This is a genomic window from Enterobacter cloacae complex sp. HYC003_NIDB, from assembly GCF_056673375.1.
In genome coordinates, this window is the sequence record NZ_CP114220.1 from 4,704,643 (window position 1) to 4,727,892 (window position 23,250).

The 23,250-nt window shown below is 56.8% G+C and carries 20 protein-coding genes and 1 pseudogene; 10 read left to right on the plus strand and 11 right to left on the minus strand.

The genetic code is table 11. The features are described from left to right. Nucleotides 1-80: 80 nt before the first annotated feature. From coaBC to slmA, 3 genes and pseudogenes are all read left to right on the plus strand, one after another. A pseudogene (gene coaBC / locus O1722_RS22535) lies at nucleotides 81-1,291 on the plus strand (bifunctional phosphopantothenoylcysteine decarboxylase/phosphopantothenate--cysteine ligase CoaBC). After that, the gene (gene dut, locus O1722_RS22540) at nucleotides 1,269-1,727 is read left to right on the plus strand and encodes a dUTP diphosphatase (protein WP_015570042.1); all 459 of its coding nucleotides are present in this window, start codon (nucleotides 1,269-1,271) and stop codon (nucleotides 1,725-1,727) included. The pseudogene coaBC and the gene dut overlap by 23 nt, the downstream one beginning before the upstream one ends. Nucleotides 1,728-1,848: 121 nt before the next feature. Beyond that, nucleotides 1,849-2,445 (plus strand): nucleoid occlusion factor SlmA, encoded by a 597-nt coding sequence (slmA, locus tag O1722_RS22545; RefSeq protein ID WP_003860901.1) that lies wholly within the window; start codon nucleotides 1,849-1,851, stop codon nucleotides 2,443-2,445. Nucleotides 2,446-2,527: 82 nt separating this feature from the next. Here the strand turns inward: slmA and pyrE are convergent, their stop codons facing one another. Together pyrE and rph are read right to left on the minus strand one after the other, a co-directional pair. Further along, nucleotides 2,528-3,169 carry an orotate phosphoribosyltransferase gene (pyrE, locus tag O1722_RS22550; protein ID WP_015570043.1) on the minus strand — a complete coding sequence of 214 codons (642 nt, stop codon included), beginning with the start codon at nucleotides 3,167-3,169 and terminating at the stop codon, nucleotides 2,528-2,530. Nucleotides 3,170-3,235: 66 nt separating this feature from the next. After that, the gene (rph, locus tag O1722_RS22555; RefSeq protein WP_015570044.1) at nucleotides 3,236-3,952 is read right to left on the minus strand and encodes a ribonuclease PH; all 717 of its coding nucleotides are present in this window, start codon (nucleotides 3,950-3,952) and stop codon (nucleotides 3,236-3,238) included. Nucleotides 3,953-4,077: 125 nt separating this feature from the next. Between rph and O1722_RS22560 the strand changes: the two genes are divergently transcribed. Together O1722_RS22560 and O1722_RS22565 are read left to right on the plus strand one after the other, a co-directional pair. Continuing rightward, nucleotides 4,078-4,941, plus strand: coding sequence for a YicC/YloC family endoribonuclease (locus tag O1722_RS22560; protein WP_003860907.1), 864 nt, complete (start codon nucleotides 4,078-4,080; stop codon nucleotides 4,939-4,941). Nucleotides 4,942-5,149: 208 nt separating this feature from the next. Next, nucleotides 5,150-5,767 (plus strand): trimeric intracellular cation channel family protein, encoded by a 618-nt coding sequence (locus tag O1722_RS22565; protein WP_015570045.1) that lies wholly within the window; start codon nucleotides 5,150-5,152, stop codon nucleotides 5,765-5,767. 26 nt (nucleotides 5,768-5,793) lie between these two features. On the opposite strand, the gene etk is transcribed toward O1722_RS22565, so the two are convergent. The 8 genes from etk to ligB form a co-directional block, all read right to left on the minus strand. Beyond that, the gene (gene etk / locus O1722_RS22570; protein WP_023302881.1) at nucleotides 5,794-7,971 is read right to left on the minus strand and encodes a tyrosine-protein kinase; all 2,178 of its coding nucleotides are present in this window, start codon (nucleotides 7,969-7,971) and stop codon (nucleotides 5,794-5,796) included. A 22-nt stretch (nucleotides 7,972-7,993) separates the two neighbouring features. Then, complete coding sequence (locus tag O1722_RS22575; RefSeq protein ID WP_033486987.1) at nucleotides 7,994-8,437, minus strand: arsenate reductase/protein-tyrosine-phosphatase family protein; 444 nt, start codon at nucleotides 8,435-8,437, stop codon at nucleotides 7,994-7,996. Then, complete coding sequence (locus O1722_RS22580) at nucleotides 8,425-9,558, minus strand: polysaccharide export protein (protein WP_032646765.1); 1,134 nt, start codon at nucleotides 9,556-9,558, stop codon at nucleotides 8,425-8,427. Before O1722_RS22580 ends, O1722_RS22575 begins: the two co-directional genes overlap by 13 nt. 43 nt (nucleotides 9,559-9,601) lie before the next feature. After that, nucleotides 9,602-11,695 carry a YjbH domain-containing protein gene (locus tag O1722_RS22585; protein ID WP_072203279.1) on the minus strand — a complete coding sequence of 698 codons (2,094 nt, stop codon included), beginning with the start codon at nucleotides 11,693-11,695 and terminating at the stop codon, nucleotides 9,602-9,604. Then, complete coding sequence (locus O1722_RS22590; protein WP_033486989.1) at nucleotides 11,695-12,432, minus strand: capsule biosynthesis GfcC family protein; 738 nt, start codon at nucleotides 12,430-12,432, stop codon at nucleotides 11,695-11,697. Before O1722_RS22590 ends, O1722_RS22585 begins: the two co-directional genes overlap by 1 nt. Next, nucleotides 12,429-13,073, minus strand: coding sequence for a YjbF family lipoprotein (locus tag O1722_RS22595; protein WP_033486990.1), 645 nt, complete (start codon nucleotides 13,071-13,073; stop codon nucleotides 12,429-12,431). Before O1722_RS22595 ends, O1722_RS22590 begins: the two co-directional genes overlap by 4 nt. Before the next feature lie 115 nt (nucleotides 13,074-13,188). Next, on the minus strand, nucleotides 13,189-13,485 hold the full coding sequence (locus O1722_RS22600; protein WP_032672160.1) for a hypothetical protein: 297 nt from the start codon (nucleotides 13,483-13,485) through the stop codon (nucleotides 13,189-13,191). 704 nt (nucleotides 13,486-14,189) lie between these two features. After that, nucleotides 14,190-15,860, minus strand: coding sequence for an NAD-dependent DNA ligase LigB (ligB, locus tag O1722_RS22605; RefSeq protein ID WP_032672161.1), 1,671 nt, complete (start codon nucleotides 15,858-15,860; stop codon nucleotides 14,190-14,192). Between the two features lie 250 nt (nucleotides 15,861-16,110). Between ligB and gmk the strand changes: the two genes are divergently transcribed. Genes gmk through recG form a run of 5 tightly spaced genes read left to right on the plus strand, consistent with a single transcriptional unit; the run spans nucleotide 16,111 to nucleotide 21,977 of the window. Further along, the gene (gene gmk, locus O1722_RS22610) at nucleotides 16,111-16,734 is read left to right on the plus strand and encodes a guanylate kinase (RefSeq protein ID WP_006177710.1); all 624 of its coding nucleotides are present in this window, start codon (nucleotides 16,111-16,113) and stop codon (nucleotides 16,732-16,734) included. Between the two features lie 54 nt (nucleotides 16,735-16,788). Then, a complete protein-coding gene (rpoZ, locus tag O1722_RS22615; RefSeq protein ID WP_000135058.1) occupies nucleotides 16,789-17,064 on the plus strand; it encodes a DNA-directed RNA polymerase subunit omega in 276 nt (91 codons plus the stop codon). Between the two features lie 19 nt (nucleotides 17,065-17,083). Further along, nucleotides 17,084-19,198 carry a bifunctional GTP diphosphokinase/guanosine-3',5'-bis pyrophosphate 3'-pyrophosphohydrolase gene (gene spoT / locus O1722_RS22620; RefSeq protein ID WP_033486997.1) on the plus strand — a complete coding sequence of 705 codons (2,115 nt, stop codon included), beginning with the start codon at nucleotides 17,084-17,086 and terminating at the stop codon, nucleotides 19,196-19,198. Between the two features lie 4 nt (nucleotides 19,199-19,202). Next, a complete protein-coding gene (gene trmH, locus O1722_RS22625) occupies nucleotides 19,203-19,892 on the plus strand; it encodes a tRNA (guanosine(18)-2'-O)-methyltransferase TrmH (protein WP_003860922.1) in 690 nt (229 codons plus the stop codon). Between the two features lie 3 nt (nucleotides 19,893-19,895). Continuing rightward, nucleotides 19,896-21,977 carry an ATP-dependent DNA helicase RecG gene (gene recG / locus O1722_RS22630; protein ID WP_033486998.1) on the plus strand — a complete coding sequence of 694 codons (2,082 nt, stop codon included), beginning with the start codon at nucleotides 19,896-19,898 and terminating at the stop codon, nucleotides 21,975-21,977. A gap of 3 nt (nucleotides 21,978-21,980) precedes the next feature. On the opposite strand, the gene gltS is transcribed toward recG, so the two are convergent. Continuing rightward, nucleotides 21,981-23,183, minus strand: coding sequence for a sodium/glutamate symporter (gene gltS, locus O1722_RS22635; protein ID WP_006812438.1), 1,203 nt, complete (start codon nucleotides 23,181-23,183; stop codon nucleotides 21,981-21,983). Between the last annotated feature and the right edge of the window lie 67 nt (nucleotides 23,184-23,250).

Here is a 23,250-nt window from a genome sequence, read left to right on the forward strand (position 1 = left end):
ATTAAGGACATCATCACCCCGTTTTAGGGATTGTGATAAAATGCCCGCTCTCTGGTGAAACCCAACAGGAAAGAATCATGATGAGCCTGGCCGGTAAAAAAATCGTTCTTGGCGTCAGCGGCGGTATTGCTGCCTATAAAACGCCAGACCTGGTGCGCCGTTTGCGCGAGCGCGGGGCCGACGTACGGGTCGCGATCACCGAAGGCGGCAAAGCCTTTATCACCCCGCTGAGCCTTCAAGCCGTCTCGGGATACCCGGTATCCGACAGCCTGCTCGACCCGGCAGCCGAAGCCGCAATGGGCCACATTGAGCTGGGGAAATGGGCCGATCTGGTTATCCTTGCCCCCGCCACGGCAGATTTAATTGCCCGCGTGGCAGCCGGTATGGCGAACGATCTGGTAACGACCATTTGCCTCGCCACGCCTGCGCCCGTCGCGGTTGTGCCCGCAATGAACCAGCAGATGTACCGCAACGCCGCTACCCAGCATAATCTGGACACGCTGGCCTCGCGCGGCCTGCTGATTTGGGGACCGGACAGTGGCAGCCAGGCTGCGGCGACGTTGGGCCAGGGCGTATGCTCGACCCATTGACGATTGTTGATATGGCCGCCGCCCATTTATCGCCTGTCAACGATCTGCAACATCTCAACATCATGATTACCGCGGGCCCCACGCGCGAGCCGCTGGATCCGGTGCGTTACATCACCAACCACAGCTCAGGCAAAATGGGCTTTGCGATTGCTGCCGCGGCAGCCAAACGCGGCGCGAACGTCACGCTGGTGAGCGGCCCGGTGTCGCTTACCACCCCTGCGTTTGTGCAGCGTATTGATGTAACGACCGCGCTGGAAATGGAAGCCGCCGTACAGGCACATGCTCAACAGCAGCATATTTTTATCGGCTGTGCGGCCGTCGCTGATTACCGCGCCGAAACCATTGCCGACGCCAAAATTAAAAAGCAAGGTGATGAATTAACAATAAAAATGGTGAAGAACCCGGATATCGTTGCCGGTGTCGCCGCATTGAAAACTCATCGACCTTACGTTGTTGGGTTTGCCGCAGAAACGAATAATGTGGAAGAATATGCCCGGCAAAAACGTACCCGCAAAAACCTCGATTTGATTTGCGCGAACGACGTATCGCTGTCCACGCAAGGATTTAACAGCGACAGCAACGCATTGCACCTTTTCTGGCAGGATGGAGATAAAGTCTTACCGCTTGAGCGCAAAGAACTCCTGGGCCAACACTTACTGGACGAGATCGTTACCCGTTATGATGAAAAAAATCGACGTTAAGATTCTGGACCCGCGCGTTGGCGAGCAATTTCCGCTGCCAACGTATGCCACCTCCGGCTCTGCCGGTCTTGACCTGCGCGCCTGTCTTGATGACGCCGTAGAACTGGCGCCAGGTGCAACGACCCTGATCCCGACCGGGCTGGCGATTCACATTGCTGACCCGTCACTGGCAGCGGTGATCCTGCCGCGCTCTGGCCTGGGCCACAAGCATGGCGTCGTGCTGGGTAATCTGGTCGGCCTGATCGATTCTGACTATCAGGGTCAGCTGATGGTATCCGTCTGGAACCGTGGCCAGGACAGCTTCACCATTGAGCCGGGCGAGCGTATCGCGCAGATGGTGTTTGTACCGGTGGTGCAGGCAGAATTTAACCTGGTGGCAGACTTCGACGCTACCGACCGTGGCGAAGGCGGCTTCGGCCATTCCGGGCGCAAATAACCGCCCGACAAACACGCATCTCACAGCGCCATAATGCAATAACAAACCGCAAACGTCAGTTTGCGGGTCGCTGTGTGGTTGCCAGCCTGACAAGTGCTTATTTTCAGGGGTATTTTGTAACATGGCAGAAAAACAAACCGCGAAAAGGAATCGTCGCGAAGAAATACTTCAATCTCTGGCTCTGATGCTTGAATCCAGCGACGGCAGTCAACGCATCACCACCGCAAAACTGGCGGCCTCTGTGGGCGTGTCAGAGGCGGCGCTGTATCGTCATTTCCCGAGCAAAACCCGGATGTTTGACAGCCTGATCGAGTTTATCGAAGACAGCCTGATCACGCGCATCAACCTGATTCTGAAGGATGAAAAAGACACCAGCACGCGTCTGCGTCTGATTGTGCTGCTGATTCTGGGGTTTGGTGAACGTAACCCGGGTCTGACCCGTATTCTGACCGGCCACGCGCTGATGTTTGAACAGGATCGTCTGCAAGGCCGTATAAACCAGCTTTTTGAGCGTATCGAAGCCCAGCTGCGTCAGGTTCTGCGCGAGAAGAAAATGCGGGAAGGCGAGGGATATAATACGGATGAGACCCTGCTGGCAAGCCAGATCCTGGCTTTTTGCGAAGGGATGCTCTCCCGGTTTGTGCGCAGCGAGTTTAAATATCGACCAACGGACGATTTTGACGCCCGCTGGCCGTTAGTGGCTGCTCAGTTACAGTAACGCCATCGCCGGATGGCGGCTTCGCCTTATCCGGCCTACGAACGGGTAGGCCCGGTAAGCGTAGCGCCACCGGGCAATTGAATTATACGCCAAACTCTTCGCGGTATTGACGCACCGCCGCCAGATGATCAGCCATCTCAGGCTTCTCTTCCAGATACGCAATCAGGTCTTTCAGCGTGATAATCGACGTGACCTTGCAGCCATAATCGCGCTCCACTTCCTGAATAGCAGAGATGTCGCCGCGCCCGCGCTCCTGACGATCGAGCGAAATCAGCACACCCGCAAGCGTTGCGCCGTTAGCCTGGATAATCTCCATCGATTCACGGATCGCGGTACCTGCGGTGATCACGTCATCCACCAGCATCACACGCCCCTGCAACGCACTGCCTACCAGATTGCCGCCTTCACCGTGGGTTTTGGCCTCTTTACGGTTAAAGCAGTACGGTACGTCGCGGTCATGGTGTTCCGCCAGCGCCACCGCCGTGGTGGTTGCGATTGGAATGCCTTTGTACGCGGGGCCAAACAGCAGGTCGAAATCAATCCCGGAATCCACCAGCGCTTCGGCATAGAAGCGGCCTAACAGTGCCAGGTCGCGCCCGGTATTAAACAGTCCGGCGTTGAAGAAATACGGACTTTTACGCCCGGATTTCAGCGTGAACTCGCCAAACTTAAGTACCTGCTTGTTAAGCGCAAACTCAATAAACTGGCGCTGATACGATTTCATGGATTTGCTCCTTTGTCTTTTCAGTCTTACAGGCAAAAAAAAGGCGACTCATTGGTCGCCTTAAAATCAATTTTCTAACGCCGCTTTCTGCGTCGCTACAATAGATTCGATTCCCCCTCGGGCCAACGCCAGCAAGGTGAGCAGTTCTTCGTGGGTGAATGGCTCGCCTTCTGCCGTACCCTGCACTTCAATGATGCGACCATCTTCGGTCATCACCACGTTCATGTCGGTTTCTGCGGCAGAATCTTCAACGTATTCCAGATCGCAAAGCGCTTCGCCGTTAACGATACCAACGGAGACAGCAGCAACCATCCCTTTCATTGGGTTGGTTTTCAGCTTACCGGCGGCAACCAGTTTGTTCAGGGCATCTGCCAGCGCCACACAGGCACCGGTAATAGAGGCCGTACGCGTGCCACCATCGGCCTGGATCACGTCGCAGTCCAGCGTGATGGTGAACTCACCCAGCGTTTTCAGGTCAACCGCGGCGCGGAGCGCACGCGCGATCAGGCGCTGGATCTCCATAGTACGGCCGCCCTGCTTACCTTTTGCCGCTTCACGGGCATTACGGGTATGGGTTGCGCGCGGCAACATACCGTATTCGGCGGTGATCCACCCCTGGCCCTGACCTTTCAGGAAGCGAGGCACACCCTCTTCAATGGACGCGGTGCAAAGCACCTTGGTGTCACCAAACTCAACCAGCACGGAGCCTTCAGCGTGTTTTGTATAGTTACGGGTCAGGGTGACGGGACGCACCTGGTTGGCGCTACGACCTGCTGGACGCATGATGGATTCTCCGGCTTGAAACGAATGTGGCTGCGCATTATACGGATAAAGGACGCTTATTCCTATCCTGAGAAGCCCCTGAAAGCTATAATCCCCCCATCTCTCCTTTAAAAACGGGAATGTCTATGATCCGCAGTATGACCGCCTACGCCCGGCGTGAAATCAAGGGTAGCTGGGGTAGCGCTACCTGGGAAATGCGCTCGGTAAACCAGCGCTATCTGGAAACGTATTTCCGTATGCCGGAACAGTTCCGCAGCCTGGAGCCTGTGGTGCGTGAGCGTATCCGTACGCGTCTGACCCGCGGGAAAGTGGAATGTAATTTGCGTTTTGAGCCCGATGCCAGTGCACAGGGCGAACTGATCCTGAACGAAAAGCTGGCAAAACAGCTGGTTAATGCGGCGAACTGGGTCAAAATGCAGAGCGATGAAGGCGAGATCAACCCGGTTGATATTCTGCGCTGGCCTGGCGTGATGGCCGCCGGAGAGCAGGATCTGGACGCGATTACCGCTGAAATCCTGGCTGCACTCGACGGCACGCTGGACGACTTTATCGTTGCCCGCGAAACCGAAGGCCAGGCGCTGAAAGCGATGATTGAGCAACGCCTTGAAGGCGTGAGCGCCGAAGTCGCTAAAGTGCGCGCTCATATGCCAGAAGTGCTGCAATGGCAGCGTGAGCGTCTTGTCGCCAAACTGGAAGAGGCGGAAGTTCAGCTGGAAAACAACCGTCTGGAACAAGAGCTGGTGCTAATGGCGCAGCGTGTGGACGTGGCTGAAGAGCTGGATCGTCTGGAAGCGCACGTTAAAGAGACCTACAACATTCTGAAGAAGAAAGAAGCGGTAGGCCGCCGTCTCGACTTTATGATGCAGGAGTTCAACCGCGAGTCGAACACGCTGGCGTCTAAGTCTATCAATGCAGAGGTAACCAATTCAGCGATTGAGCTGAAGGTCCTGATTGAGCAGATGCGCGAGCAGATCCAGAATATCGAGTAATTCCTTTCAGGGTGGTGTTGCCTCGCACACCACCCATTACTTTTTCTAATCCTTATTTAGCCTTACTTTCTTTTCCTCCCGCCTTATCACAAGCCCGCCAGGCATGCGTTGATAAATTTCTGTAGGGCAAACCCCCTCGCCTTAGAAAATCTCAATCGTGATCTTCCGCACAAATCGCTAATCTCCTCCTCTTCATTCCGGAGGGTTTATGCTGCTTCACATTCTCTATCTTATTGGCATTACCGCAGAAGCCATGACCGGCGCGCTCGCCGCCGGACGTCGCCGTATGGACACCTTCGGCGTGATTATCATTGCCACAGCCACTGCGCTCGGCGGCGGGTCCGTGCGCGATATCCTGCTTGGCCATTATCCGCTCGGCTGGGTAAAAAACCCTGAGTACGTCATTATCGTGGCAACGGCAGCCGTGCTAACCACGATTGTGGCCCCGGTGATGCCTCATCTGCGCCGCGTGTTCCTGGTGCTGGATGCGCTTGGGCTGATTGTTTTTTCCATCATTGGCGCACAAATCGCTCTCGATATGGGTGAAGGCCCGGTTATCGCCACCATTGCTGCCGTGATCACGGGCGTGTTTGGCGGGGTGCTGCGGGATATGTTCTGCAAACGTATCCCGCTGGTTTTCCAGAAGGAACTGTATGCCGGCATCTCCTTTGCCGCGGCAGTGCTTTACGTCGCCCTGCAGCACTATGTCACCAGCCACGATGTGGTGGTTATCTCCACCCTGCTGTTTGGCTTCACCGCGCGTATGCTGGCATTGCGCCTTAAGCTGGGCCTTCCCGTTTTTCATTACAAACACAATGCGCATTAATGTCAGAACGGGCAGGCGCCGGATAATCAGTTACTCGAGTAGTTGTAACCGTAGTGATGGTAGCCATAGCCGTAAGCGTTGCTTGCCCGCTTAACGACGCCGTTGAGAATCACCCCTTTGGTGTTGACGCCACTCTGCTCCAGACGCTGTACACAGACCAGCATCTCCTTCACGCTGTTCATCCCGAAGCGGGCGACCAGCAGCGTGGTGCCTGCGCGACGGCCGACAACCGCCGCGTCGGTGACCGCCAGGATCGGTGGCGTATCGATAATCACCAGATCGTAGCGTTCATTCGCCCAGTCCAGCAGCTGCTGGAAACGCGTATGCATCAGAAGCTCCGCCGGATTAGGGGGGATCTGCCCGCGCACGATGGTATCGAACCCGCCTTTATCGAAGGTCTGAACGCCCTGGGTATACTCCGCCTTACCGGACAACATCTCCGATAAGCCGCAGGTATTGTCGAGCTTAAACAGATCATGGGCATACCCGCGACGCATATCCGCATCAATATAGAGCACTTTCTGTCCCGCCTGCGCCACGACGGCCGCCAGGGTACTGCTGACAAAGGTTTTACCGCTGTCAGGCGTGGCGCCAGAGATCATCAGTATATTGTTCGCTGACTCCATCATCGCAAAATGCAGACTGGTGCGCAGGCCGCGAATCGCCTCCACGGAGAGATCGACCGGGTTATCCGCCGCCAGGAAGGGGATATGTTTGGTCTTATGGCGCAGCCCTGAGGACATAAAGTCTTTTTTGCGCAAACGCATCTTTTTAGCCAGCCATTCCGACAGCGGTACGGTGGCATAGACGTTAATCCCGTGCTCCTCCAACTGCTCCGGCGTTTCAATGCCCATACGCAGCATACTGCGCGCCAGGATCCAGCCCACAGAGACGAACAGACCCAGGAGAACCCCCAGAACGACGACCAGCGCTTTTTTCGGCTTGACTGGCTGCGGCCGGGTCACGGCCGGATCGATAATGCGGACGTTACCAATTGCGCTCGACCGGGCGATGCTCAGCTCCTGTTCGCGGTTAAGCAGCTGCTGGTAGATAACGCGTCCCGACTCCACATCACGGCTCAGGCGCAACACCTCCTGCTGGGTTGACGGCATGGACGATACCCGTTTATTCAGGCGGTTTTTTTCCTGCTCCAGCGTCTGGCGTTTCTCAATCAGCGCCCGGTAGGTGGGGTGATCTTTTTTGTAGAGCTGCGAAATTTCCGCTTCCCGGAAGGTCAGTTCATTGAGCTGATTGTCCGCATTTACAATCTGCTCCAGCACCGCTTTTGCCTCCAGGTTCAGGTCAACGGAGTCATTTTGCTGGCGATAGCGGTTGAGCTTCTCCTCGGCCTGGTCCAGCTCGCTGCGCACCTGCGGAAGCTGCTGCTTCAAAAATTGCAGGCTTTTCGCATCCTGCGCCGCCTGGCGAGCCACGTTCTGTTGTAAATAGTTATCGGCGATGCAGTTAAGCACGCGCGCCATCTCATCGGGATCTTCCCCCGTGATGGTCAGGCCAAGCATCCCACTGTCCTTGCTGCGCTCGCTCACGGAAAAACGCAGCTGTAGCGCGTCAATGGCCTCCAGCTCGCTCAGCTGTGTAATCGTAAATTGCGTACCCGGCTTCGCCTGGATAGCGGCAATGGTAATGGCGATATTCGCCGCGCTCAGCGGCTGTCCCACTACGCCCTGTAACGTCACGTTATCGCCTTCCAGCTGATAGTGGCCCTTCTCGCCGACGGTCAGCGTCAGCTTTTGCGCCCGGCCCGCGACAGGGGGAAGATTGAGCATACGGATATCGACGATGCCAGGCTGTTGGCCGGTGAGCCGCGCCCAGCCGCGTCCGACAAGGGGAAAATAGTTTTCACTTACCTGCGTGCGCAGGTTCAGGTCATCAATCGTTTTACCGAGGATCATGCGCGACTGGAGAAGCTGAAGCTCCGGCGCCGACTCTGGCGAGGAGTCAGGGATGAACTCGCTAAGGTTACTGAGTAGCGCGTTGCCCTGCTTCTGTTCCACCTGTATCAGCGCATCGGCCTGATAAACTGGTGTGGCAAAGAGCGCATAAAGCAGTGCCGCCAGCGTGAACAGCGCGGTAAGGATGAGAATAAATTTTCGGTGGTCGAGCAACTCACCCAACAGGCGCACAAGATCGATCTCGTTATTCGCGGCAGACGCATCATGGGCGTGAAGGTTATTTGTTGACATAAAACGTAACTATCCCGTGTGATTAACTGAGCCGTTTCGCCCATTCCAGACTGGCCTGCTCCAGCAGCCCATAAACATATTCAAATGCGTCCCGGTTTTTACGGTAGGGGTCCGGGATCTCTTTTCTGCCCGTCCAGTGACCAAAGAGCATCATTTTGCCGCGCGCCTCCGGTGCAATAGCCGTGACCTGCTCGATATGTTCCAGCTCCATCGCCAGAATCAGATCGTAGTCGCGCACCATGGCGGGGGTGAGCCTGCGCGCCACGTGGCCCTCAAGCAGAGTGCCGCGTTCGGCGGCGATCTCTGTCGCCTGTGAATCGGCGGCGCGCCCTTCCAGGCCACACGTTCCCGCTGAATCGACCCGGGCGGCGGGAAGCAGCCGGCGCAGCAGCCGTTCCCCAATGGGAGAGCGGCAGATATTGCCGGTACAGATCACCAGGATGGCGTTAAACGTTAGTTTGGCCATGTTCTGATATATCTCCCTGTTTCAGTCAGGTCATGTACGCCGGTAATGGTCGGCACAAGCTGAGAGATCACGCGGTTCCAGCGCACCAGCGGCGCGGTGGTGACATAGACGATGTCGTAAGGCTCAAGCTGAAATTCGGTGCTCAACACCATCGCGGTGGCATCCCGGGCGTTAAGCTGGTAGACGTTGGCGATTTTGCCGTTCTGCTTGCCCTGCAACGGACGAATCACAAAGATCCCCGTGGCGTCGGCCATATCCTGATTTACGCCCTGCGCATTACCCAGCGCTTCCGCCAGCGTCATGCCGCTACGGTCCATCTTCAGGGTGCTCTGTTTACCCACCTCGCCCATGACAAACACTTTCAGGTCGTCATTACGGGGAATGAAGAGAATATCGCCCGGATAGAGGAGTTTATTCTGGGTGAGATCGCCGCGCTGCATCAGCGCGTAGAGCGAAATGTGCGTGTCCTGGCCGTTATGGGTCAGCACCACGTGGCGCCAGTCCGCCTCCGACGTCAGGCCGCCTGCCGCATTGATCGCATCCATTATGGTCAGCGGAATGTTAGTGATGGGCTGCTGGCCCGACTTAGCCACTTCGCCCGTCACGTAGGCTTTTTGCGAGCGGAACGCCGCGACGCTGACATCCACCTGCGGGCTCTCAATCACCGAGTCCAGCCGGGCGGCGATCTCATCGCGCACCTGGGCCAGCGTTTTGCCGACGACGCGGATTTTGCCGATATAGGGGTAGAAGATCGTGCCATCGGCATTCACCCAGTTGCCCGTATCGCTGGCGCTACGGTACTGACCTGCGGGGGTGGTCAGCTCCGGGTGGTCCCAGACGGTAACCATCAGCACGTCGCCGACGCCGATGCGATATTGGTAGTTCTGGAGCTGGCGATCCAGTTCAGGATTCGCGCGGGAGTCGACTTTGCCAGGCAGCAACTGCTCCACCAGCCCCGGCGTGAGCGGATAGACGTTGACCATCTTATTCAGATCGTAATTGCTGTCAGGCAGATCGATAATATCTTTGCCCTGGGTGCTAAGTCCCTGGCCCGGTACGATAGTACAACCGCTTAACGCCATCATAGCCAACGCAAGCACGGAAAATTTAACGTTTTTCATTCAGGAAAATCATCTGGTTAAGTAATGCCTGTTTCATCCGGTACTACTGCCCTACCGGGGTTTCGCGTTCTGACGTCATGTCATAGAGCTGATATTTACGGCCTAACATCTGGCCGCCATCACGCGTGAGAGGCGTCCACGAGACCACCGCCCGGTTGCGATTTGGGCCGATCGTCATCAGATCCAGCGGGATCGAGATGTAGAAGCCTTTGCTAAAGCCACCTTCGCCATAATCCTCTTTCGAGACGTTGGTCAGCGCCGCCCAGACGCCTACCGTCACGCCGCTGTCGAATCGCTTCGCGACGTCGAGGGTGGCGCCTTTATCCTTCGCCAGGTACTGCCCGACGCTCAGCTTCATCAGCACGCTGTTGAGCTTCGCCGGGTTCCAGTAGGCGGTGATAAATCCGGTTGGCGCGCTGTAGTCGGTGAAGCGCATCATGTCGTCCCAGTCGCGCTGCTTGACGTAGTTCGCATCCACGCCCAGCGCCCAGTCGCTATCAAGCGGGCGCCAGAGCGCCTCTGCTCCCACACCGCCGTACATGGTTTCGAGGTAGCCGCCATAAATCTGGGCATAGAAGCCGTGCCCCAGCGCATCGACATAGTTGGCCTGTAAGTTGTTGATGTAGACGTCATTGCTGACATAATCGCGAATATGGGTTCTGACGCGCGGCAGGCTGGAGTCAGCGGGAAGCAGCGAGGATTTGAACTTGTCGTAGTTGTTATAGAGGTTGGCGAACACGCCGCCGTCGAGCAGCAGACGATCGGTCAGCCAGTAGCTGGCGCTGGCCATCAACCCCACCTGGAACATATAGAAATCTTCCGGACCGCCCAGCGACTGCGCCAGCGTCGGTTTGACGCTGTAGCTGAAGCGATCGGCGCGAATACGGTAGCCGCGCCCGAACGCTGTAGTATCCACAGGCTCGACGCGCTGCTGCCTGAGCGCCTCCTCCTGGCCGAGCGGCTCTCCCGCCAGCTGTTTGCGCAGGCTGGCGACGTCGGTTTGCGTCGTGACCAGCGGCAAATGGTCACGCCGCTGGGTGATAGCGATCGTGTCGACCCCGTCGGGCAGGTTATTGATCAGAATACGGTTGGCGCGATCCACCGCTTCGCGCGGATCGCGATAGCGATACTGTTCGCCGGTCATGTATAAGGTATTGCCGTGCTGAAGGATCTCCGGCGCATCGAAGCCTGCGTTGTACTTAAGCGCGGTGAGCTGGTTTGCCGCCGAGGTATAGTCCAGCGTCTCGCCTGCCGGTGCCGGTTGCCAGGCCGGTTTCGGGTTATCACGCAGCGCGGGGCGCAGATCGTTAAAATTGGTCCGCAGGGTGAAGCCAAACATCAGCGTATTGCCGCGCTCGTAGCTGAGGTTGAGATCGGCCCAGTCGGCAACGCGATAGACCGCCCCCACGTTAATATGGCTCGACTGCTTAATGGAGCCGGCAAAATCATCGGCATAATTGTTGCCGTCATACTCGAGCTTCAGGCGCAGGGGCTGCCAGGGTGTCTGATACTGGAGTCCGCCAAACAGCGACGCCGGACCACGAAACATATCGCTAAAGCTGATATCCCCGGCATCATGTGATTCGCCGCGGGTGCAATACTTATTGTTGTCGTGGCACAGCGGGTTACCCACGTTGTCGCTATTACCGGGATATCCCCAGGCTATTCCAAAGGTAAAATCGACCGGTCCGGCCATTTTACTGGCAACCAGATATTCACCGTCGAACAGGCCGGTGCCCGCAATATCGCGCTTGCCGAGCGCCACCTGCGGCAGGCTATAGTCCTCTTCCCACAGACGAACCTTAAAATCGAACGACTTATCCTTGTAGCTTTGATCGCCGCTGAAATCCTCGTCGCTGCTGTATTTGCGGGTGCGGACGTCGGTATAACGAATCGTCCCTTCCAGCCACGGAAAGAGCACGACCGAAGAGGAGTAAAAACGATACTGGTTGTTATCGCGGTAGTTGACGCTGAATTCCCCTTCCCGGCCAAAGCGCGCGTCGGGCATTTGCATCAGGCCGGTGCCGCCAAAGTCGGACTGTGAAGGTCCGGTCGGATCGGGCCAGGTACGCAGCTCCGCGTGGCAGGCAGAAGAGATAGCCAGAGCAAGGCCGCTCAGTAAAAAAAGTTTGTTCATCAGTCAGGTATCCGCCGCGTCAGGAGCGCAACGATTTGCTCATTCAGACCGGTAAAATCGTCCGGCACCGCCCGGGGATCAAACCCCACCCACAGAACAGCGCCCGGCTCTGCTTCAATATGGCGTGCGTTCCAGTACGCCACCGGCGCAACAACCGTACTGCCGTCAGGATCGATAACGGTCACGTTATTCCTGTCGGCGCCAGCCAGCCGCAGCTGCCCCTGTAAGTAATCCCTGATGCTTGCGCCCGGTCGCCAGGCCAGTTTCCCCGGTGTGGCGACCGCCCCCATCAGCGTGACGGTGCGGGGCGCAGGCGAGAGCCACAGATCGTAACGGCCCTCAAGGGAACGATCGCCGCGGGCGTCGGTACGCACGGCGTCTGGATCGAGGCTGACAAACTGCCGCCCGACGATCCGCAGGGAGCGGATCTGTGCAGCGACAGCGCGAATGGTCGCGATCTGCTCGTCATCGGCACGATTCTGCCAGGCTGAAAGCGACGCCAGCACCTGCTGTTGCGTCTGTTGCGCTCGCCGCGTGGCGGAAGGGGTTGCGATGACAGCGCCCTGCCACCAGACGTTGTTCAGCTGCGGCTGGGTGACCAGCCGGGAGAGCGTATCGGCCTGTCCAGCAGACCACGTTTTGCCCGGCTGATGCACGGTAACGACACTTGCGCATAAGGCGGGCAGGCTGAAGAGAGATAGCCCTACGCCAGGTAACCATTTTCTGAGTCTGTTCATGGGGCGGGCTTCAACATCGTCATGGCGAGAGGGAATACGCCCGCGCCGAGCATCTGTTCGCTCTGGCGTACCTGGCCGGTGGCGGAATCAATCCAGAAGGTGTTATGCCAGCGACGATCGAGGCCGTCGGCCTGCACCGTCTCCTGCCAGACCTGACAACGTAGCGTGTTTCCGGCAAGGGTCAGGTTTTCCGTCCCGCTCAGGAAGAAGCGCGAGGTCAGGTGTGCGGAGCGATACCGCCCCTCTTCCTGCCAGCGCACATCACGCGACCACTGGCTGCCGTCGCGGAGCTGCGGCGTGTGGCGCAGCGGATCGTACTCAAGGTTGGTTACCTCAAGCAGGTTATAAGGGAGCTTGAGCGTGTGGATAAGGCGACCGTTATGCGTGACGATCATCGCATTATCCTGCGATAACCACTTACTGTTTCCCTGCTCGATGTATCCGAGAACCACCAGGATCCTCGGGCCATTATCCAGACGCAGGTACATGGTTGAGTATGGGAGCACCTGAATCTGCCCGTCCGTTACCGTCACATCCTGGCGCCCGTCCAGGCTGGCGTTAAAGGTCTCAATAATGCTCTGCTGGCTCGGCGTACATCCCTGGATCAGCAGAGTCATGATGAGCAGAATAAACAGTCTCACCAGAAATCCTTGATTAAATAACATTGAAATCAATTAAATACCCGGCTTTGATATCGCCACCGGGTCAAGTCGTTGCGCTGTTCAGCGCAAGGCTATATCGCCTTGCGCACCAGCCTTAGCGGGTAACTGTCGTCGTGGAAGTACCATTGCCTGAGTCATCGCCACTGTCGCTTGCCGCGACAACGGCTAACGTCGCTACGCCGGCAATCGCAGCGGTGGTGACAACAGCGGTTGTCCCAATCGCGCCTGCCGCCAGTCCCCCCGTAGTGCCAGCGGTAGTTCCCACCGTTGCTCCGGTTGTTGTACCGGTTGTTGCTGCGCTGGTGCTACCTGCTTCGGTGGTAGCGCCTATAGCAGGCAGGGCAGTCGCCAGCGTGAGTGCCATCAGCACTGTACAAAGCGTCCTTTTCATTTTTGGTCCTCATTCAAATGAAGGAAAATATGAGCACCTGGAAACCAGGTCCCGGTTAACGGGCATAAAGCCCGGGGCTGAATTCCGGCCCGACAGGGACGGAAAATCATCCATGTAAAAGCCCTGGGCTCTGAACACCAGCGCATATAAACCGCCAGGATATATTTCGGTACCCTTAATTGCTTCAATTGGAGTTCAGATAGTTAACTCCCTCACGGGGTGCAAAAAGAAAGGAAAACGCAGAAGTGATGCGAAATGCACCCCAGCGGTAACTACCTTAAAAATTTTGGATAAGATAATTCTTATAATAATTTGACGCAATGATTTCCGGCAGAATAAATATGACTAATTGTTAACCAGAAAACACTCAACATATTATTAATAAAATAGTTAAACAACTGAAATTAAAAGCAAAAATACGAACAATACTCAGGCTGCATTGCCTATAACTCCTTCATTCCCGGCTATTACTCTCGATTAATAGTGATTGAGATCAATTAAGCCGTTCTCTCAAAGAAAATAAAAACGCAAGCAGAGCAAATTCTGAAATTGGGTTCAGGGATAATATTTCCTAAAAATATATTTACCATGAATAATTCATTTATATTCATAATTATTGCGTATATAAACCGCGTCTCATAAATACGCTATTCACGGCAGCGGAAGTGTGCCCCCTCGCCAGTCTGTTCAGGAGCGCACGCAGATTAAAATCCACCGATGTGCTCTGCGGCCAGCCATTTTGCCAGGGCATCAATCTGAGGCTGATGCAGCCAGTTTACGATCTGGCGGGCCTTCTCCTGCCCGACACCCGGCAGCATCCGCCACTCCGCTTCGCTTCGCTGAATCAGCGCCTGCCAGGTGCGATCCCCTGCCGCCTTGAGCGTCGACCGGGCCAGCGGTATTCCCATCGCGGTGATCCAGCGGATAAAAGGTCGCTCCCGCGCCAGGTTAAACTGATGCCACAGCGCAGCGCCATGCGATGCCGATATCCCCGGCGTCGCGGTGAGCTGCGCCTGCGTGAGCTGTAGCCAGGAGAAGAGGTGCTCAAACCGATGCGCCTGATAGAGGGTCCGCCATCCTGATTCGCCCATTCCTTCGATATCTAACGCCTGCCTGGAACTTAGCCACGTCAGCCGGGCAAAAAATTGCTCCATGCACTCCGGGGAGGCATAGAAACAGGTTAAACCGTTATAGCGCGATGAGGGCGGCTGCGGTTTACGGCGATCCACATTGCGCCACACCACGTTATCCAGCCGGGGAATACCTTGTCCCGCCAGGCTTACCAGCACCTGATCGCCGGGGGCAATATCCAGCCTCTGCCAGCGGTTAACCGACCCTAAGCTGACGCGCTGTACGCGTTTATCGTCGAGCATCAGCGGCTCAAGCTGCGCAATCGCGGTGATCCGCCCGGTACGGCCAACGGTAAAGTGAATCGCTTTGACTTCCGTCACCTGGGCCACAGGAAGGTATTTCCATGCGACGACCCAACTCCCTTCCCCCGGCAGCCATCGCTCGCCCGGCGGCTCTGCCGAGGCGCGAACCACAATGCCATCCGTGGCGAAGGGCAACGAAGCCTTAAACCAGGCCGTCCGCTGCGCCTCCACATCAGCCGCGTTTTTAACCGGCACGGTATAGCGGGCCGTCAGGGTAAAACCTGCCTCCGCCAGCGTGGAAAGGCGTGCTTTCATCGCTTTTGGGCCGTTCGGCCAGGCCCAGATAAAAATGCCTGTCTGCTTCAGCGCTGCGCGATCGGTCGCGCGCATCATCGCTCCCGCTACCTTCGCACGCGCGTTCATCCCTCCCATCCGCTGCTGGATATGCCCCTCGCGCAGCAGAAAAAGTTCACCCTGCAACACGCTGTTGGCAAGCGGCCCGGCCAGCGTTTGCGGAATAGCGGGGATCGTTCGCGCCTGTGCCGTCCACTCTTCCCCCTGTAAGCCGTCGCCCCGGCTAATCGCCTGCACCAGCTTGCCGTTTTTGTAGACCAGGGTGACCGCAACACCATCCACCTTTGGCTGTACCCAGAGATCCTGCTTCGTCGCCATCCAGCGGCTAAGCGCCTGCTTGCTTTCTACTTTATGCACGCCGGTATGGGCGAAGGGATGTTTCACCGTCCCACTGGCGGCTGGAAGATCGTCGTGCAGCGGTTCATCGTGAAAACAGCGCTGCCACTGTTTTAAGCGGGCGTTAAGCCTGTCGTAAACGTCGTCGCTCACCTCGCTGCGGCCCTGCTTCCAGTAATCATCATTCCAGCGGGTCAGCTGCGCCTTCAGGGCCGCGATCTCCTGCCCGGCTTTAGCCGGTGACCAGACCGGGCAGATTGCCATCGCCCCGCTGCTTAAGAAGATCATCAGTATGCTTATCCATTTCACCATTATTACCCCTCCCTGTTTTGCGAAGGGTATACCCTGCCCGGGAGCCGCAGACCAGCTGCAAAATTGCATTTTACGAGCGCGCTTCAGCGCATTGTTTTTATTGCAGCAAAAAGAAGGTAAAAGCTGAAAACGGCACGCAAAATTTAATCATCCAGGGGAAAAAGTGTGACAAAGGCTACGTCACACAGCGGCGACGTGTATAATAAGCCCGTATGTAGGACTTCTTCGTTAACACATACAAAAGACTCTCATGGCTCAAGGCACGCTTTATATTGTTTCTGCCCCTAGTGGCGCGGGTAAATCCAGCCTTATTCAGGCACTGTTAAAAACCCAACCGTTGTACGATACGCAGGTTTCTGTTTCTCACACCACGCGAGCACCGCGTCCGGGTGAAGTGCACGGTGAACACTATTTCTTTGTGAATCACGACGAATTCAGAGCGATGATTGGCAGAGACGCGTTTCTTGAACATGCAGAAGTTTTCGGTAACTACTACGGTACTTCGCGTGAAACCATTGAGCAGGTTCTGGCGACCGGCGTGAACGTGTTCCTGGATATCGACTGGCAGGGCGCGCAGCAAATTCGTAAGAAAATGCCTGATTCGCGCAGTATCTTTATTTTACCGCCATCGAAAGATGAACTGGATCGTCGCCTGCGTGGTCGCGGCCAGGACAGCGAAGAAGTTATCGCGAAGCGTATGGCGCAGGCTGTTGCAGAAATGAGCCATTACGCGGAATATGATTACCTTATTGTGAATGATGATTTTGATGCCGCGCTGAGCGATCTCAAAACTATCCTTCGCGCAGAACGTCTGCGTATGAGCCGCCAGAAGCAGCGACATGACGCATTAATCACCAAACTGTTGGCAGACTGAACCCACTTTCAGTATCATGCCCAGTCATTTCTTCACCTGTGGAGCATTTTAAGTATGGCACGCGTAACTGTTCAGGACGCTGTAGAGAAAATTGGTAACCGTTTTGACCTGGTGCTGGTCGCCGCGCGTCGCGCTCGTCAGATGCAGGTAGGCGGTAAAGATCCGCTGGTACCGGAAGAAAACGATAAAACCACCGTTATTGCACTTCGCGAAATCGAAGAAGGTCTGATCAACAACCAGATCCTCGACGTGCGTGAGCGCCAGGAGCAGCAAGAGCAGGAAGCCGCTGAATTACAAGCTGTTACCGCTATTGCTGAAGGTCGTCGTTAATTAAACCTGCGGGTCGCCCTTGTATCTGTTTGAAAGCCTGAATCAACTGATTCAAACCTACCTGCCTGAAGACCAGATTAAGCGTCTTCAGCAGGCGTATCTCGTTGCACGTGACGCTCACGAGGGCCAGACACGTTCAAGCGGTGAACCCTATATCACGCACCCGGTAGCGGTGGCCTGTATTCTGGCCGAGATGAAACTCGACTACGAAACGCTGATGGCCGCCCTGCTGCATGACGTGATTGAAGATACCCCTGCCACCTACCAGGACATGGAACAGCTGTTTGGCAAAAGCGTTGCCGAGCTGGTGGAAGGGGTCTCTAAGCTTGATAAGCTGAAATTCCGCGACAAGAAAGAGGCGCAGGCCGAAAACTTCCGCAAGATGATCATGGCGATGGTGCAGGATATCCGCGTCATTCTCATCAAACTGGCTGACCGCACCCACAATATGCGCACGCTGGGCTCACTTCGCCCGGATAAACGTCGCCGCATCGCCCGTGAAACCCTCGAAATTTACAGTCCGCTGGCGCACCGTTTAGGTATTCATCACATTAAAACCGAGCTGGAAGAGCTGGGTTTTGAGGCGTTGTACCCGAACCGCTATCGCGTGATTAAAGAGGTGGTGAAAGCCGCTCGCGGTAACCGTAAAGAGATGATTCAAAAGATCCTCTCTGAAATCGAAGGGCGTTTGCAGGAAGCGGGCATTCCGTGCCGCGTGAGCGGTCGCGAAAAGCATTTGTACTCTATCTACTGCAAAATGGTGCTTAAAGAGCAGCGTTTTCACTCGATCATGGATATCTACGCGTTCCGCGTCATCGTCCACGATTCAGACACCTGTTATCGCGTGCTGGGGCAGATGCACAGCCTGTACAAGCCGCGTCCGGGGCGCGTCAAAGATTACATCGCCATTCCAAAAGCGAACGGATACCAGTCTTTGCACACCTCCATGATTGGCCCGCACGGTGTCCCTGTTGAGGTGCAGATTCGTACCGAAGATATGGATCAGATGGCGGAGATGGGTGTCGCGGCGCACTGGGCTTATAAAGAGCACGGCGGCGAAAGCAGTACCACCGCGCAAATCCGCGCCCAGCGCTGGATGCAGAGCCTGCTGGAGCTGCAACAGAGCGCAGGTAGCTCGTTTGAATTTATCGAGAGCGTTAAATCCGATCTCTTCCCGGATGAGATTTACGTTTTCACGCCGGAAGGGCGCATTGTCGAACTGCCTGCGGGCGCGACACCGGTCGACTTCGCTTACGCCGTGCATACCGATATCGGCCATGCCTGCGTAGGTGCCCGCGTCGACAGGCAGCCTTATCCGCTGTCGCAGCCGCTTTTCAGCGGACAGACGGTGGAGATCATTACCGCGCCGGGGGCACGTCCTAACGCCGCCTGGCTGAACTTTGTCGTGAGCTCAAAAGCGCGCGCAAAAATCCGCCAGCTGCTGAAAAACCTCAAGCGCGACGACTCCGTTAGCCTTGGGCGTCGTTTGCTCAATCACGCGCTGGGTGGCAGCCGCAAACTGGCAGAGATCCCACCAGAAAACATTCAGCATGAGCTGGAGCGTATGAAGCTCGCCTCGCTGGATGACCTGCTGGCAGAGATTGGTCTCGGCAACGCCATGAGCGTGGTCGTGGCGAAGAATCTGCAACAAGGCGAAACGACAGCCGTTCCTGCCACCACGCAAACTCATGGTCACCTGCCGATCAAAGGCGCTGACGGGGTGCTCATCACCTTCGCCAAATGCTGCCGTCCTATCCCGGGCGACCCGATTATTGCGCACGTCAGCCCAGGTAAAGGGCTGGTGATCCACCATGAATCCTGCCGTAACATCCGTGGCTATCAGAAAGAGCCAGAGAAGTTCATGGCGGTCGAGTGGGATAAAGAGACGGCGCAGGAATTTATCACTGAAATCAAGGTGGATATGTTCAACCACCAGGGTGCACTGGCGAACCTGACGGCAGCGATCAACACGGCCTCGTCCAACATTCAAAGCCTGAATACGGAAGAAAAAGATGGCCGCGTTTACAGCGCCTTTATTCGCCTGACCGCCCGTGACCGCGTGCATCTGGCCAATATTATGCGCAAGATCCGCGTGATGCCGGATGTCATTAAAGTCACCCGTAACCGAAACTAGCATTATGAATTCAAAACGTTACGAGCGAATCTGCGAAATGCTCGCCAGGCGTCAGCCTGATCTGACGGTCTGCATGGAGCAGGTCCATAAACCTCATAACGTCTCTGCTATCGTCCGCACCGCAGATGCCGTCGGCGTGCATGAAGTCCACGCCGTCTGGCCAGGCGCACGTATGCGTACCATGGCCTCCACCGCCGCAGGCAGCAACAGCTGGGTATCCGTGAAAACTCACCAGACTATTGGTGAAGCGGTCTCGCACCTGAAAGGGCGTGGCATGCAGGTTCTGGCAACCAACCTCTCTGCTAAAGCCGTGGATTTCCGTGAGATCGACTACACCCGTCCGACCTGCATTTTAATGGGCCAGGAGAAAACGGGGATCACGCAGGAAGCACTGGATTTGGCCGATCGGGACATCATCATTCCAATGATCGGCATGGTCCAGTCACTCAACGTGTCGGTCGCCTCAGCGCTGATCCTGTATGAAGCGCAGCGCCAGCGTCAGAATGCCGGAATGTACGAGCGCAGCAACAGCATGCTGCCTGAAGAGGAGCAGCAGCGCCTGCTGTTTGAAGGTGGCTATCCGGTGCTGGCTCGCGTTGCGAAGCAGAAGAAATTGCCTTACCCCCACGTCAACGCGCAGGGCGAAATAGAAGCCGATGCCGAGTGGTGGTCCACCATGCAGTACGCGGGGTAAATCATGAAAGGCCGCCTGCTGGACGCCATACCGCTCAACAGCCTGACGGGCGTGGGCGCGGCACAAAGCAGTAAACTGGCGAAGATAGGCCTGCACACCGTGCAGGATCTCCTGCTCCACCTCCCCCTGCGTTACGAAGACCGTACTCAGCTTTATAAGATTGGCGATCTGCTGCCCGCTATTTACGCCACCGTTGAAGGGGAAGTGCTGAACTGCAACATCACCTTTGGCGGACGCAGGATGATGACCTGCCAGATCAGCGACGGCACCGGCATTCTCACCATGCGCTTTTTCAACTTCAATGCGGCGATGAAAAATAGCCTTGCCACTGGACGACGCGTACTTGCGTACGGTGAAGCCAAACGGGGCAAATACGGCGCGGAGATGATCCACCCGGAATACCGCGTGCAGGGCGATCTCAGCTCACCTGAGCTACAGGAGACGCTCACGCCGGTCTATCCAACCACTGAAGGCATTAAGCAGGCTACGCTGCGCAAGCTCACCGACCAGGCGCTGGAGCTGCTTGATACCTGCGCCATTAACGAGCTGCTGCCGCCGGAGCTGGCGCAGGGCATGATGAGCCTGCCGGAGGCGTTGCGCACCCTGCACCGTCCACCGCCAACGCTTCAGCTTGTTGATTTAGAGAGCGGGAAACACCCCGCCCAACGGCGTCTTATCCTTGAGGAATTACTGGCTCACAACCTGAGCATGCTGGCCCTGCGCGCAGGTGCGCAGCGTTTCCACGCGCAGCCATTAAGCCAGCGTGATGAGCTCAAAGATAAGCTGCTGGCCTCACTGCCGTTTAAACCCACCGGCGCCCAGGCGCGGGTGACTGCCGAGATCGAACGCGATATGGCGCTGGATGTGCCAATGATGCGCCTGGTGCAGGGCGACGTGGGTTCCGGTAAAACGCTGGTCGCCGCGCTGGCCGCTTTGCGCGCCATCGCCCACGGTAAGCAGGTGGCGCTGATGGCGCCGACGGAACTGCTGGCCGAGCAGCACGCCAACAATTTCCGGAACTGGTTTGCCCCGCTGGGAATTGAAGTGGGCTGGCTGGCCGGGAAGCAGAAGGGCAAAGCGCGCCTTGCGCAGCAGGAAGCCATTGCCAGCGGGCAGGTGCAGATGATTGTCGGCACGCACGCCATTTTCCAGGAACAGGTGCAGTTTAACGGCCTGGCGCTGGTGATTATCGACGAACAGCACCGCTTTGGTGTTCATCAGCGTCTGGCGCTGTGGGAGAAAGGTCTGCAACAGGGCTTCCACCCACATCAGCTGATCATGACCGCCACGCCGATTCCGCGCACCCTGGCGATGACGGCCTATGCCGATCTGGATACCTCCACCATCGACGAACTCCCCCCGGGCCGTACGCCGGTGACGACGGTCGCCATTCCGGACACGCGCCGCAACGACATCATTGACCGCGTGCGCAACGCCTGCACCCACGAAGGACGTCAGGCTTACTGGGTCTGTACCCTGATTGAAGAGTCTGAGCTGCTGGAAGCGCAGGCTGCCGAAGCCACGTGGGAAGAGTTAAAGCTCGCCCTGCCGGAGCTGAACGTCGGTCTGGTTCACGGGCGCATGAAGCCTGCCGAGAAGCAGGCGGTGATGCAGTCGTTCAAACAGGGCGAGCTGCATTTGCTGATCGCGACCACGGTCATCGAAGTGGGCGTGGACGTGCCGAACTCCAGCCTGATGATTATTGAGAACCCGGAGCGCCTGGGCCTGGCGCAGCTCCACCAGCTACGAGGCCGCGTGGGCCGTGGCGCGATCGCCTCTCACTGCGTGCTGCTCTACAAAGCCCCTCTGTCGAAAACCGCGCAGATGCGTTTGCAGGTATTACGCGACAGCAATGACGGCTTCGTCATTGCGCAAAAAGATCTGGAGATCCGCGGCCCGGGCGAACTGCTGGGCACGCGTCAGACGGGTAACGCCGAGTTTAAAGTGGCGGATTTATTGCGCGATCAGGCCATGATCCCCGAAGTACAACGCCTTGCGCGTCATATTCATGAACGCTACCCCGAACAGGCGGCAGCGTTAATTGAACGCTGGATGCCGGAAACCGAGCGGTATTCCAACGCCTGACGGTCAGCCAAACATCGGCAGCATCAGGTAGAGCTTAATGACCAGCGCGTTGACGATATCAATGAAGAATGCGCCCACCATCGGCACCACCAGAAACGCCATGTGCGACGGGCCGAACCGTTCGGTGATCGCCTGCATATTCGCGATGGCCGTTGGCGTCGCTCCCAGACCAAACCCACAGTGGCCCGCAGCCAGTACCGCCGCATCATAGTTTTTGCCCATCATGCGCCAGGTAACAAAGATGGCATACAGCGCCATGAACACGGCCTGCACCGCCAGGATCGCCACCATCGGCAGCGCCAGCGAGGCCAGTTCCCACAGCTTGAGGCTCATCAGCGCCATCGCCAGGAACAGCGACAGGCTGACGTTCCCCAGCACGGACACTGCGCGCTCAAAGACGCGGTAGAAGCCCATCTGCGCCAGACCGTTGCTCAGGATCACCCCGATAAACAGCACGCAGACAAAGGTTGGCAGTTCGAAAGCCGTTCCCGCCAGCCATTGCGCAACGATTTTGCCCACGGTAAGGCAGATGGCAATCATGGCGATGGTTTCAATCATTACCAGCGAGGTGATACTACGGCCAACGTCCGGTTTTTCAAATGCGGTCGGCACCATTTCATCGTCTGGCCTGCCTTCCGGCGTGGTGGAGTGTTTCACCAGATAGCGCGCCACCGGGCCGCCAATCAGCCCGCCAAGCACCAGGCCAAAGGTCGCGCAGGCCATTGCCACTTCCGTTGCGTTTTCAAAGCCATAGCGTTCGATGAACAGCTTGCTCCACGCCGCGCCCGTTCCGTGGCCACCTGACAGGGTAATCGACCCCGCCAGCAGACCCATCAGCGGATCCAGCCCCAGCAGCGACGCCATACCGATGCCGATGGCGTTTTGCATCAGCAGCAGGCCCACCACAACAATCAGAAACACGCCCAGCACCTTGCCGCCCGAACGCAGGCTTGCGAGGTTAGCGTTCAGGCCGATAGTGGCAAAGAAGGCCAGCATCAACGGATCTTTCAGGGACATATCAAAATCGATTTCCCAGCCCATGCTTTTTTTCAGCACCAGCAGGGCCAGCGCCACCAGCAATCCACCGGCGACAGGTTCAGGAATGGTGTACTTTTTCAGAAAGGAAACACTGTGTACCAGCTTGCGACCAAGCAGAAGAACCAGCGTTGCGGCAACAAGGGTCGACAACGTATCGAGATGAATCATAAAAGGCTCCTGTTATGCGCGTGTTCCATACACACGCGGCGTTATCCTGGGCCGGGTGATGCTCGTC

Coding starts and splice junctions, on each gene's coding strand:
- gmk (WP_006177710.1), top strand. CDS start 16,111: ATGGCTCAAGGCACGCTTTATATTGTTTCTGCCCCTAGTGGCGCGGGT.
- O1722_RS22600 (WP_032672160.1), bottom strand. CDS start 13,485: ATGAAAAGGACGCTTTGTACAGTGCTGATGGCACTCACGCTGGCGACT.
- O1722_RS22565 (WP_015570045.1), top strand. CDS start 5,150: ATGCTGCTTCACATTCTCTATCTTATTGGCATTACCGCAGAAGCCATG.
- O1722_RS22585 (WP_072203279.1), bottom strand. CDS start 11,695: ATGAACAAACTTTTTTTACTGAGCGGCCTTGCTCTGGCTATCTCTTCT.
- rpoZ (WP_000135058.1), top strand. CDS start 16,789: ATGGCACGCGTAACTGTTCAGGACGCTGTAGAGAAAATTGGTAACCGT.
- recG (WP_033486998.1), top strand. CDS start 19,896: ATGAAAGGCCGCCTGCTGGACGCCATACCGCTCAACAGCCTGACGGGC.
- slmA (WP_003860901.1), top strand. CDS start 1,849: ATGGCAGAAAAACAAACCGCGAAAAGGAATCGTCGCGAAGAAATACTT.
- trmH (WP_003860922.1), top strand. CDS start 19,203: ATGAATTCAAAACGTTACGAGCGAATCTGCGAAATGCTCGCCAGGCGT.
- ligB (WP_032672161.1), bottom strand. CDS start 15,860: ATGGTGAAATGGATAAGCATACTGATGATCTTCTTAAGCAGCGGGGCG.
- O1722_RS22560 (WP_003860907.1), top strand. CDS start 4,078: ATGATCCGCAGTATGACCGCCTACGCCCGGCGTGAAATCAAGGGTAGC.
- dut (WP_015570042.1), top strand. CDS start 1,269: ATGATGAAAAAAATCGACGTTAAGATTCTGGACCCGCGCGTTGGCGAG.
- O1722_RS22590 (WP_033486989.1), bottom strand. CDS start 12,432: ATGAACAGACTCAGAAAATGGTTACCTGGCGTAGGGCTATCTCTCTTC.
- pyrE (WP_015570043.1), bottom strand. CDS start 3,169: ATGAAATCGTATCAGCGCCAGTTTATTGAGTTTGCGCTTAACAAGCAG.
- O1722_RS22575 (WP_033486987.1), bottom strand. CDS start 8,437: ATGGCCAAACTAACGTTTAACGCCATCCTGGTGATCTGTACCGGCAAT.
- etk (WP_023302881.1), bottom strand. CDS start 7,971: ATGTCAACAAATAACCTTCACGCCCATGATGCGTCTGCCGCGAATAAC.
- gltS (WP_006812438.1), bottom strand. CDS start 23,183: ATGATTCATCTCGATACGTTGTCGACCCTTGTTGCCGCAACGCTGGTT.
- rph (WP_015570044.1), bottom strand. CDS start 3,952: ATGCGTCCAGCAGGTCGTAGCGCCAACCAGGTGCGTCCCGTCACCCTG.
- O1722_RS22580 (WP_032646765.1), bottom strand. CDS start 9,558: ATGAAAAACGTTAAATTTTCCGTGCTTGCGTTGGCTATGATGGCGTTA.